The sequence below is a fragment of the Rhodoplanes azumiensis genome, from assembly GCF_042682915.1.
Classification (GTDB): Bacteria; Pseudomonadota; Alphaproteobacteria; order Rhizobiales; family Xanthobacteraceae; genus Rhodoplanes; species Rhodoplanes azumiensis.
This window is the reverse complement of the sequence record NZ_JBHUIW010000039.1, coordinates 19252-29637: the sequence shown is the minus strand read 5'-3', so window position 1 is coordinate 29637 and position 10386 is coordinate 19252. Positions and strand designations below refer to the sequence as shown.

Below are 10386 nucleotides of genomic sequence, written 5' to 3'. Positions count from 1 at the left end.
ACGGAACGGCCCGACGATACTCGCTCTCGCTGTTACAAGGGTGGGCAAAGGCGCGCCGAAGGCGCGTCGTGCCCACGCTGGCGGGCGCCGGCGACATCGACCGCGTGGGCACGCCGCTGTCGCGGCTTTGCCCACCCTACGGCGCTCGAGACGTGGATGCCCGGCACGGGGCCGGGCATGACGGCTCCGAGAACGCGGAGATCGCCCGTGAAAAAGCTCCTTCTCGTCGCCGCCTGTGCGCTGATCGACGCCGACGGGCGGATTCTGCTCGCGCAGCGTCCCGAGGGGAAGGCGATGGCCGGGCTGTGGGAGTTTCCGGGCGGCAAGGTCGAGGTCGGCGAGACGCCCGAGGCGTCGCTGATCCGCGAGCTTCACGAGGAGCTCGGCATCGGCGTGAAGGAGGCGTGCCTGGCGCCGCTCACCTTCGCCAGCCACACCTACACGGACTTCCATCTGCTGATGCCGCTCTACGTGTGTCGGCGCTGGGACGGCATCGTGACGCCGCGCGAGCACGCCGCGCTGCGCTGGGTGCGGCCGCAGACGCTGCGCGATTATCCGATGCCCGAGGCCGACATCCCGCTGATCGCGCATCTGCAGGAGCTGCTTCGGTAACGCTCGCACCGGATCACGTCCGTCGCGGCCCCGCCTTCTCGCCGGTCGAGATCTCTCTGGTGCCGAGCGCGTCGGCGAGGCGGTGCGTCGCGCTGCCGGGCTTCAGCGGCTTCTGCTGACTTTCGTGCGGCGCCCAGCCGGACAGCCAGACGATCTCGACCGTCGCGCGCACCCGGCCGTCCGGATCGGAGAACTTCTCCGCGTAGATCTCGGCCGCGCGCATCAGCGTCGCGCGGCGCAAGGGCGTTCGTCGCCGCGCCACCAGCGGATTGGTGGCGCCCATGCGGCGCAGATCCGAAAACAGCGCGAAGGGCGAGGCGTAGCGCACCGTCACCACGTCGACATCGGTGACCGGCAGGGCGAAGCCGGCCCGCTGCAGCAGCGCGCCGATGTCGCGGATGTCGGCGAAGGGCGCGACCCGCGGCGACAGCCCGCCCTCGCGCTCGGTCTCGGCGAGCGCGAAGCTCTGCCGCAGCTCGGTCAGCGTCGCGCCGCCCAGCAGCGCCGCCAAGAACAGCCCGTCCGGCCGCAGCGCGCGGCGCACCTGCGCGAAGGTGCCGGGCAGGTCGTCGACCGCCTGCAGGGCCAGCCCCGACACGACGAGATCGAGCGACCCGTCGGCGAACGGCAGGATCTCGGCGTCGGCGACGACCGCGACGCCGGCAGTTTCGGCGCGATCGGCGAGCGCGTCGACGCCGATCAGGTTGCCCAGCCGCGGATGGCCGGCGAGCGCACGGCGGATCGCGTCACCGGGGGTCGCGAGATCGACGCCGCGGGAAAACGATCGCAGCGTCGCCGCGAGCCGATCGGCCATGTCCTCGGCGATCCGGTCGAGCAGGAACGTGGCGGCGCCGAGGGCGATCGCGCGCTGCCGTCGGCGCAGGATCAGCGGACGATCGAAAACGTGAGGAGCACTCATCTACCACCCTGGTATAATGCTGTGTGGGTTTCGCCGTTCGACGGGGCGGCTTCGGTGCGGATTGGGTCCGGACCGCGTTCGATCCGAACCGGCGCGACACGCGACGGTCGAATCCGGCATCGCGCTGGCGCGATGCTTGCATGGATTCTCGCCGAGACGGTTGGCGGCCGCGATGCCGCCCGCCCTGTCGACGAGGTCCGACGTGCCCGACACGTGATCAGATGCGCGACAGCGTCGTCTGGGCACGCGCCGAGCGGTGTCGATGAACAAGGGTTCATATGGCCACCCGGGCGATATTGGCACGGACCGGACTGCGCGCCGCGCTGCGGTTCGCCGTCGACGCCGTTCTGCCGCCGCTGTGCCCGGCCTGCAGCCGGCCACTGACGGACGACGGCGCCGTCTGTGCAAGCTGCTGGTCCCGCTTGTCGTTCATAGCGCGTCCTCATTGCGAGCGTCTCGGCATTCCGCTGCCGCACGACGCCGCGCCGGGCGCGCTCTCGGCTCGGGCGATCGCCGAGCCGCCGGCCTTCGGACGGGCGCGCGCCGCCGTGCTCTACGACGACGTGGCCGGATCGCTGGTTCATGCGTTGAAGTACGGCGACCGCATGGAAATCGCACCGATGATGGGGCGGTGGATGGCGGTCGCCGGCGCCGAGCTGACGGCGCGGGCCGATGCGCTGGTGCCGGTGCCGCTGCATTGGCGGCGGTTGTTCGCGCGGCGCTTCAACCAGGCCGCCGCGCTCGCCGCCGTGATGGCGGATTTGTCGGGCATTCCGATGCTCGCCGGTGCGTTGAAGCGAGTTCGATCGACGCCGCAGCAGGTCGGTCTGACGCGCGCCGAGCGCGCCGGCAACGTGCAGTCCGCCTTCCGGGTGCCCGCGGCCGCGCGGCCGGATGTGCGCGGCCGTCGCCTGATCGTCGTCGACGACGTCATGACGACGGGCGCCACGGCGGAAAGCTGCGCCAGAACCTTGTTGCGGGCGGGGGCGAGCAATGTCGACGTGATCGTGTTCGCCTGTGTCTCGGGTGCAACGGTGATATGACTGCTGGGTGACACGGATTGTTGATAGGTCGCCATATCCACTATAGTGATCTACTGCAGTTTAGTGTGCGGTGCGAAAGTCATCAGCTCGTGGGAAACGTCCATGGCGATCGGTCGCCATCGTCCGGGATCTGCGAGCGACCGACCTCGATAGCGACCCACTTCGATAGCGACCGGCCGGGAGAGCGTCAGACGTCGGATGACCGAACGCGGACACCCCACGGCACGACCTGGAACGACCGGATTTGGACTTGACCGAATCTGACACGACCGAAGCGACCGAGCTGAACGAACCGGCCGCGCTGAACGAACCGAACAAGTCGAACGAACCGAACGAGTTGAACGCGAGACCCGACGATCGATGCCGAACATTGAAATCTACACGACCCCGTTCTGTTCCTACTGCTCGTCCGCGAAGCAATTGCTGACGCGGAAGGGGGTCGCGTTCACGGAGATCGGCGTCGCCGGTCTGCCCGACAAGCGCGCCGAGATGGTGACGCGCGCCGGCGGGCGGACGACGGTGCCGCAGATCTTCATCGGCGAGACGCATGTCGGCGGATGCGACGATCTCTACGCCCTCGACGAGGCGGGTCAGCTCGACCCCCTGCTGAAGGCGTGACGGAGGGCTGTTTCATGACCTTTCAACTCAGAGAGAATTCGACCTTTCGGGTCGCTCTGATTCAGATGCAGTCGGGTCGCCGCCCGGCCGCCAACATCGATTCCGCCGTCAAGCTCATCGGCAAGGCGAAGGATCGCGGCGCGCATTACGTGCAGACGCCCGAGATGACCAATGTGATGGAGAGCGATCGCGAGCGTCTGCTCGCGCTGATCGCCCCCGAGGAGGCCGATCCCGGCCTCGCGGCGCTGCGCGACACCGCGCGCAAGCACCGCATCTGGCTGCACATCGGCTCGCTCGCCGTGCGCATCGGGCCGGAGTCGGCGGCCAACCGCTCCTATCTGATCGACCCGAACGGCGACATCGTCGCCTTCTACGACAAGATCCACATGTTCGACGTGGATCTCCCCAACGGCGAGAGCCATCGCGAGTCGCGCATGTTCCGCCCCGGCGACCGCGCCGTGGTGGCCGACCTGCCGTGGGGCCGCATCGGCCTGTCGATCTGCTACGACCTGCGCTTCCCGGCGCTCTACCGGGCGCTGGCCGAGGCGGGCGCGTCGTTCATCGCCATCCCGGCGGCGTTCACGCGGCAGACCGGCCAGGCGCATTGGCACGTCCTCACCCGCGCCCGCGCCATCGAGAACGGCTGCTACGTCTTCGCCGCCGCCCAGGGCGGCGTGCACGAGAGCGGCCGCGAGACCTTCGGCCATTCGCTGGTCGTCGACCCGTGGGGCGTCGTCATCGCCGAGAACAGCACCGAGCCCGGCTTCGTCATGGCGGAGGTCGATCCGGCCGCCGTCACGGCGGCGCGCAGCCGCATCCCGTCGCTGCAGCACGGCCGCCGCTTCGAGCTGGTCGAGCCGAGCACGGCCGCCGTGCATCTGCACGCGCTGCAAGAGGCGAAATGATCCGATACGCCCTCGCCTGCCGGGGCGGGCATGCGTTCGAGAGCTGGTTCCGCAACGCGGCCGATTACGACGACCAGGCGGCGCGCGGCTTGGTGTCGTGCCCGGTGTGCGGCAGCCCCGAGGTCGAGAAGGCGCTGATGACGCCGCGGCTCGGCCGCTCGGCGAAGCTCTCGCCCGAGCGCATGGCGTCCGTGGCGGCGGCCGCCATGGCCGAGATCGCCGAAGCGGTGGCGAAGGAGGTGCCGGCGGCCGCCGCCCCGGCGGGCGCGGTCGGTTCCGTGCCGCCCGATTCCGGCGTGCCGGCGCCGGAGGCGGCGATCGACACCACCAAGGCGGCGCTCGCGCTGATGCCGCCCCAGCCAGCGTCGCCGCAACTCATGTCCCCCCAGGAGGTCGCGCTGCGCCGCAAGCTCAAGGCGCTGCGCGACCATCTCGTCCAGACCGCCGAGCATGTGGGAGAGCGCTTCCCCGAAGAGGCGCGGCGCATGCACTACGGCGAGATCGAGCACCGCTCGATCTACGGCGAGGCCTCGCCCGACGACGTGAAGGCGATGCTCGACGAGGGCATCGAGTTCCACGCGCTTCCGGTTCTGCCCGACGAGCGGAATTGAGCCACGATTCGGTTTCGGATCTCGTCATGGCCGGGCTCGTCCCGGCCACCCACGTGTTACGGCACCTTCGGAAGAGAAGGGCGTGGATGGCCGGGACGCGCCCGGCCATGACGGTGTGCGGACCGCAGCCCGTCACGCGCCGCTCACTGCACCCACAGCAAGAGCACGACGCCTCCGACGATCAGGGCGATGCCGAACAGCTCGCGGGCCGTCGCGCGCTGGCCGAAGGCGAAGCGTGACACGGCCTGGGCGAACAGCACCTCGACCAGCGCGACGGTGCGCACGTTCGCGGCGGCCGTGAGCGCGAAGGCGAAGAACCAGAGCTGCGAGGCCATCGCGCCCATGACGCCGGCGAGCAGCGACGGCCGCCACGCCTTCAGGACGGCGATCAGCACGGCGCGGTCGCGCAGCGCCAGCCACGTCGAGAGCAGCACGGCCTGGATCGCGAGCGCGAGGCACAGCGTCGTGCTCGCCGCCGTCACGAAGCCGGCCGGCACGGTCAGGATGGCGCCGCGATAGCCGATCGCTGACACGGCGAACAACGCCGCCGCGCCGAGGCCGAGCAGCATCGGCCGCAGCCCGCCTATCTGGAGCCCGGCTTGTCCGGGCCGCAGCGACATCAGCACCACGCCGACGGTCGCGATCACGATCGCGGCGACCATGGGCAACGTCACGGCATCGCCCAGCACGACGAGTCCGAACAGCGCCACCTGAACGGGCTCGGTCTTGGTGTAGGCCGTCACCACCAGGAAGGAGCGCTCGCCCATGGCGGCGAGCATCAGGGCCGTGGCGACGATCTGGGTGATCGCCCCCGCCGTGACCCACGGCCAGAACGTGGCGGGCGGCGCCGGCGGCAGCGTGCCGGTCGCGGCGGCGATCAGGCCGAGAAACACGACCGCGAACGGCAAGCCGAACAGGAAGCGCACATGGGTGGCGCCGACCGTGCCGAGCGTGCGGGTCAGCTCGCGTTGCGCGGCGTTGCGCACCGTCTGGGCGGCGGCGGCCGCGATCGCGAAGGCAGCCCACCACCAAGCTCCGTCCGACACGTTCGGCTCCGAGACAGGAATGTTTCGCCGTGACGGCGAATCCGAGTCGTCATGCACGCGAGACGACGCCGGCCACGCGACGGCGCCCGCGGCCGCCGGGGTCGGCTGGTGCGGGCAACGCCCAGTCGTTATATCTCACCATCCGGACTTGTGGGGCCGCCGCGCGCGTGACGGTGCGTCCGGGCGGCCCGCTCCTTGCCTCGCGGCAGGAACCGACGGGCGAATGCCAGAGTGGCGGCGCCTTGACGAATCGCGCCTTTGGCGAGCAAGCCGGAGGGGCGGAGAACGGCGGCGTGCCGGGGTCCGGTGCGTCTCGCCCGATCGGGCGATACTGCAGGAGGGACGCCATGAAGGCCCTGACGGTCGGCGGAGCCATGATCGATACCATCGCGATCATCGAGAGCTCGCGCATCGAGCGCATGGCGATGTCGAACGCCGACGTCTCCTATCTGCTGATGGAGGAGGGCCGCAAGACCGAGGCGCTCCAGATCTCCACCCACACGGGCGGCGGCGCCGTCAACGCCGCGGTGTCGATGGCGCGGCTCGGCTTCGACGTCTCGACCCTGGTCAAGCTCGGCCAGGACAACCGCGCCGAGACGATCCTCTCCACGCTCGAGAAGCAGGGCGTGTCGACCCGCTGGACCAAGCGCGACGAGCGTGCGCCCACCGGCGCCTCGGTGCTGATCTCCTCGCACGACCGCAACGCCGCCGTGTTCACGTTCCGCGGCGCCAACACGCTGTTGGAGCCCGCCGACCTCAACGACCTCGCCTTCGCCGTGGACGTCGTCTACATCGCGTCGCTCTCCGGAAAATCGGCCGAGCAGTTCCCGGATCTGATCCGCCGCGCCAAGACGCAGGGCGCCATGGTGGTCACCAATCCGGGCGTGCGCCAGCTCTCGGCCCGCGCCGGCCCGTTCCAGGAGGCGCTGCGCATGGTCGACATCGTCGCGCTCAATCGCTCCGAGGCGTCGACCCTGGTGCCGAGCCTGATCGCCCAGTTCGGCGAGGGCGGCCCCAAGCTGCCGCTCGGTCCCGGCGAGGAGCGGCCCGACATCGACAAGCGGCCACTGTCGGGTGGCGGCTTCGACATGAGCGTGGTGCAGTTCTTCCGCGCCCTGATCAGCCTCGGCCCGAAGCGCGTGCTGCTCACCGACGGCAAGCGCGGCGCTTATGTGGCGACCCCGGACGAGATCGTGTTCTGCCCGTCGGTCGACTGCGTGGTGGCGGGCACGGCCGGCGCCGGCGACGCCTTCACGTCGACCTACGCGGCCTACGAGGCGCTCGGCGCGGCCCCGGTCGAGGCCCTGAAGGCGGCGACCCTCAACGCCGCCTCGGTGGTCGGGCACGTCGACACCCAGGCGGGCCTGCTGCGCCGCGACGAGCTCGACCAGCGTATCGCGGCGACGCAGTTCGTCACCCGGACGTGGCCGCTGCACTTCGAGACGCCCGCCGACGACCGCGGCAGCGATTTGGCGGCGGAGTAGGACGACGTCCGTCGTTCCGGGGCGCCGCGAGGCGGCGAGCCCGGAACCCATAATCCCTGTCTGTGAGTATGGATTCCGGGCTTGCGGGCTTCGCCCGCGCCCTGGAATGACCGGTCCGGAATCGGGCCGCGCAGAGTCCCCACCGCCCCATGACCGAGCCCCGCCTCAACACGCCCGAATGGACCGTCTCCGAGCTGTCGGCGGCGCTCAAGCGCACCGTCGAGGACGCCTACGGTCATGTCCGGGTGCGCGGCGAGATCTCGGGCTTCCGCGGCGTCCACGCCTCCGGTCACGCCTATTTCGCCCTCAAGGACGAGACCGCCCGCATCGACGCGGTGGTCTGGCGCAACGCCTTCGCCCGCATGCGGATCAAGCCCGAGGAGGGGCTCGAGGTGATCGCCACCGGGCGGCTCACCACCTATCCGGGCCGCTCGACCTATCAGATCGTCATCGAGACGCTGGAGCCGGCCGGCCTCGGCGCCCTGATGGCGCTCTTGGAGCAGCGCAAGCAGGCGCTCGCCGCCGAGGGCCTGTTCGACGAGGCGAGGAAGCAGCTCCTGCCGTCGCTGCCGCGCGTCATCGGCGTCGTCACGTCGCCGACCGGCGCCGTCATTCGCGACATCCTGCATCGCCTCGCGGACCGCTTCCCGCGGCCCGTGCTGGTGTGGCCGGTGCGGGTGCAGGGCGACGGCGCGGCCGAGGAGATCGCCGCCGCCATCCGGGGCTTCAACGCGCTGCCCGAGGACGGCCCGATCCCCCGGCCCGATCTGCTGATCGTCGCCCGCGGCGGTGGCTCGATCGAGGATCTGTGGGCCTTCAACGAGGAGGTCGTGGTGCGGGCGGCGGCCGAGAGCCACATCGCGCTGATCTCGGCGGTCGGTCACGAGACCGACGTCACGCTGATCGACTTCGCCTCCGACCGCCGCGCTCCCACGCCCACGGCCGCGGCCGAGATGGCCGTGCCGGTGCGCTCCGAGCTCCTGGCCCGGGTCGACGGGCTCGGGCGGCGGGTGACGACCTGCTGGCGGCGCGCCCAGGAGGGTCGGCGCGTCGCGCTGCGCTCGGCCGCCCGCGCCCTGCCGAGCGCCGACGTGCTCCTCGCCACGCCGCGGCAGCGCCTGGACGCCGCCGCGGGCCGCCTGCCGCGGGCGCTGCGCGAGGGCACGAGCCGGCATCGCGCCGATCTTTCCCGGATCGCCGTCCGGCTCGCGCCGATGGTCTTGCGGACCCGCATCGCCCGCGAGCGCGAGCGGGTGAAGGCCCTGTCGGACCGCACGCTGCGCGGCCTCGCCGTGCAGCGGGAGCGTCGCCGCGACCGTTTCGTTGCGATCTCGGGCCGGCTCGGGGCGGCGCTGCGGGCCTCGCTGGCGACGCAGCGGCACGCGCTGTCGCGCGACCGCGAGCGCGTCGCGGCGCTCGCCAAGCGGGCCGAGCGGGCGTCCAGGGGGGGACTCGCCGAGCGTCGCGCCCGCCTCGGCCGCGCCGCGCAGCTCCTGCGGGCGCTGTCCTACACCGGGGTGCTGGCGCGCGGCTTCGCCCTGGTGCGCGGCGCCGACGACCGGCCGCTGCGCTCCGCCGCGGCCGTGATCCCGGGACAGCGCCTGGCGCTCGAATTTTTCGACGGCCGTATCGCGGCGCGGGCCGACGGCGGTATGCCCGCTCCGGCCTCGGTCCCGCCCTCCGCGACCGCGGCCCTCGCCGGGGACCGGCCGAAGCCCGCCAGCAAGCCGGCTCGCCGAAAAACGCCGGCGGAGGGGCAGGGCTCGCTGTTCTGAGCCCGGCCGGCCCGGTGGAACCCGGGGTTCCGTCGCGGCGCGGGAGCGACTACATTGGTTCGATGCGTCGCCGGGACGCCCGGCCCATGCCGTTGGGGAGGTCTTACGTGCTCAACCGGTTCGACTTCCGCTCGCCGCAGACGGGCGAGGCGGAGGTCCGCTATCTCGACGCCGACTTCCGCGTGCTGCGGGCCGGCGCCTTCGTCCGCTGTGCCGTCACGGGCGTGCCGATCCCGCTCGAGGAGCTGAAATACTGGAGCGTCGAGCACCAGGAGGCCTATGCGGGCCCCGAGGCGGTCGCCCAGCGCCTCTACCCGGACCGCGTCAAGCCGCAGTCCTGACGTCGACCGTAGAAGACCGTAGAGGTCAGATCCGCAGTCCCGTCCGCGCGGCCAGGACGGCGCGCAGGCCGGCCGCGTCGTCGAGGACGAGGCCAACCGGCAGGGTGGCGCTCGCCGCCGCCAGCGCCGCGAGCGCCGGGTCGCCCTGCAGCCGCAAGAAGTCCTTCTCGGTCGTCACCAGCCTCAAGCCCTCGTCTCGCGCGTCGGCGATCAACCTGGCCGCCTCGGCCGCGCTGAAGGCGTGGTGGTCGGGGAAATGCGCGGTGCGGACCGGGGCGAGCCCGGCGTTCGCCAGCGTCGCGAAGAACTTCTCCGGATCGGCGATCCCCGCATAGGCGAAGAGACGTTGTCCACGCAGCGCCGCGACCGCGGCCGGGTCCGGCAGCATGCGTCCTGCGAAGACCGGTAGGCCGCGCCGGCGCGCGCCCTCGACCACGGGCAGGGCGAGGTCGCTCGGCGGGCCGATCACCAGCAGTGCATGGGCGACGTCGAGCTGCGCCTCGAGGCCGAGCCGCAGGGGGCCGGCCGGGAACACCCGGCCGTTGCCGATGCCGCGCCGCCCGTCGAGCACCACGAGCGCGAGCGACTTCGTCAGCGACGGGTTCTGCAGCCCGTCGTCCATGACGATCACGCGGGCGCCGGCGGCGAGCGCCGCCTCGGCCCCGGCGACACGGTCGCGGGCGAGAATCGTCGGCGCCGTGCGCGCGAGCAGCAGCGGCTCGTCGCCGACATCGGCGGCCGCGGCGCCGGGCGCCACCGTCAGCGGGCCTTCGAGTCGGCCCTTGTAGCCGCGGGTGAGGAAGGTGGGCTTCAGCCCGGCGCCCTGCAACAGGCGGGCAATGGCGATCGCGGTCGGCGTCTTGCCGGCGCCGCCGAGCGTGAGATTGCCGACGCAGACGACCGGCACGGGCAGGGTGCGGCCGGGGCGGCGCAGCCGCGCCGCGGCGATCCGGCCATAGACGGCGCCGAGCGGCGCGGTGACGGCCGCGGTCAGGCCGGGGACGCGCCACCAGAAGTCCGGCTCACGCATCG

The 10386-nt window shown here is 71.8% G+C and carries 11 protein-coding genes; 8 read left to right on the top strand and 3 right to left on the bottom strand.

Translation table 11 applies throughout. The features are described 5' to 3' along the window. The first annotated feature begins 177 nt into the window (after positions 1 to 177). Positions 178 to 612 carry a (deoxy)nucleoside triphosphate pyrophosphohydrolase gene (locus ACFSOX_RS22410; protein WP_378480051.1) on the top strand — a complete coding sequence of 145 codons (435 nt, stop codon included), beginning with the start codon at positions 178 to 180 and terminating at the stop codon, positions 610 to 612. A 13-nt stretch (positions 613 to 625) separates the two neighbouring features. Here ACFSOX_RS22410 and ACFSOX_RS22405 read toward each other — a convergent pair whose 3' ends face one another. Next, entirely contained in the window at positions 626 to 1531 is a 906-nt protein-coding gene (locus ACFSOX_RS22405; RefSeq protein ID WP_378480050.1) for a methyltransferase domain-containing protein, read from the bottom strand. A gap of 278 nt (positions 1532 to 1809) precedes the next feature. Here ACFSOX_RS22405 and ACFSOX_RS22400 point away from each other — a divergent pair, with 278 nt between their 5' ends. The 4 genes from ACFSOX_RS22400 (at position 1810) to ACFSOX_RS22385 (ending at position 4708) form a co-directional block, all read left to right on the top strand. Further along, on the top strand, positions 1810 to 2574 hold the full coding sequence (locus tag ACFSOX_RS22400) for a ComF family protein (RefSeq protein WP_378480049.1): 765 nt from the start codon (positions 1810 to 1812) through the stop codon (positions 2572 to 2574). A gap of 360 nt (positions 2575 to 2934) precedes the next feature. Further along, a complete protein-coding gene (gene grxC, locus ACFSOX_RS22395; protein ID WP_378480048.1) occupies positions 2935 to 3192 on the top strand; it encodes a glutaredoxin 3 in 258 nt (85 codons plus the stop codon). Between the two features lie 14 nt (positions 3193 to 3206). Next, a complete protein-coding gene (locus ACFSOX_RS22390; RefSeq protein ID WP_378480047.1) occupies positions 3207 to 4097 on the top strand; it encodes a carbon-nitrogen hydrolase family protein in 891 nt (296 codons plus the stop codon). Beyond that, positions 4094 to 4708, top strand: a complete 615-nt coding sequence (locus ACFSOX_RS22385) for a DUF1178 family protein (RefSeq protein WP_378480046.1) — start codon at positions 4094 to 4096, stop codon at positions 4706 to 4708. Before ACFSOX_RS22390 ends, ACFSOX_RS22385 begins: the two co-directional genes overlap by 4 nt. Before the next feature lie 143 nt (positions 4709 to 4851). Here the strand turns inward: ACFSOX_RS22385 and ACFSOX_RS22380 are convergent, their stop codons facing one another. Next, complete coding sequence (locus tag ACFSOX_RS22380; RefSeq protein WP_378480045.1) at positions 4852 to 5754, bottom strand: EamA family transporter; 903 nt, start codon at positions 5752 to 5754, stop codon at positions 4852 to 4854. A gap of 347 nt (positions 5755 to 6101) precedes the next feature. Here ACFSOX_RS22380 and ACFSOX_RS22375 point away from each other — a divergent pair, with 347 nt between their 5' ends. The 3 genes from ACFSOX_RS22375 to ACFSOX_RS22365 all read left to right on the top strand — a co-directional run bounded on the left by ACFSOX_RS22375 (position 6102) and on the right by ACFSOX_RS22365 (position 9354). Further along, complete coding sequence (locus ACFSOX_RS22375; protein WP_378480044.1) at positions 6102 to 7238, top strand: carbohydrate kinase family protein; 1137 nt, start codon at positions 6102 to 6104, stop codon at positions 7236 to 7238. A 149-nt stretch (positions 7239 to 7387) separates the two neighbouring features. After that, complete coding sequence (xseA, locus tag ACFSOX_RS22370; protein WP_378480043.1) at positions 7388 to 9013, top strand: exodeoxyribonuclease VII large subunit; 1626 nt, start codon at positions 7388 to 7390, stop codon at positions 9011 to 9013. A gap of 86 nt (positions 9014 to 9099) precedes the next feature. Next, positions 9100 to 9354 (top strand): DUF2093 domain-containing protein, encoded by a 255-nt coding sequence (locus tag ACFSOX_RS22365; protein ID WP_378480042.1) that lies wholly within the window; start codon positions 9100 to 9102, stop codon positions 9352 to 9354. A 25-nt stretch (positions 9355 to 9379) separates the two neighbouring features. Here ACFSOX_RS22365 and lpxK read toward each other — a convergent pair whose 3' ends face one another. Then, entirely contained in the window at positions 9380 to 10384 is a 1005-nt protein-coding gene (gene lpxK / locus ACFSOX_RS22360) for a tetraacyldisaccharide 4'-kinase (RefSeq protein WP_378480041.1), read from the bottom strand. Between the last annotated feature and the right edge of the window lie 2 nt (positions 10385 to 10386).

Bases quoted from the DNA above. Each gene is read 5' to 3' on its own strand.
- ACFSOX_RS22410 (WP_378480051.1), top strand. From the start codon at position 178: ATGACGGCTCCGAGAACGCGGAGATCGCCCGTGAAAAAGCTCCTTCTC.
- ACFSOX_RS22405 (WP_378480050.1), bottom strand. From the start codon at position 1,531: ATGAGTGCTCCTCACGTTTTCGATCGTCCGCTGATCCTGCGCCGACGG.
- ACFSOX_RS22400 (WP_378480049.1), top strand. From the start codon at position 1,810: ATGGCCACCCGGGCGATATTGGCACGGACCGGACTGCGCGCCGCGCTG.
- grxC (WP_378480048.1), top strand. From the start codon at position 2,935: ATGCCGAACATTGAAATCTACACGACCCCGTTCTGTTCCTACTGCTCG.
- ACFSOX_RS22390 (WP_378480047.1), top strand. From the start codon at position 3,207: ATGACCTTTCAACTCAGAGAGAATTCGACCTTTCGGGTCGCTCTGATT.
- ACFSOX_RS22385 (WP_378480046.1), top strand. From the start codon at position 4,094: ATGATCCGATACGCCCTCGCCTGCCGGGGCGGGCATGCGTTCGAGAGC.
- ACFSOX_RS22375 (WP_378480044.1), top strand. From the start codon at position 6,102: ATGAAGGCCCTGACGGTCGGCGGAGCCATGATCGATACCATCGCGATC.
- xseA (WP_378480043.1), top strand. From the start codon at position 7,388: ATGACCGAGCCCCGCCTCAACACGCCCGAATGGACCGTCTCCGAGCTG.
- ACFSOX_RS22365 (WP_378480042.1), top strand. From the start codon at position 9,100: ATGCCGTTGGGGAGGTCTTACGTGCTCAACCGGTTCGACTTCCGCTCG.
- lpxK (WP_378480041.1), bottom strand. From the start codon at position 10,384: ATGCGTGAGCCGGACTTCTGGTGGCGCGTCCCCGGCCTGACCGCGGCC.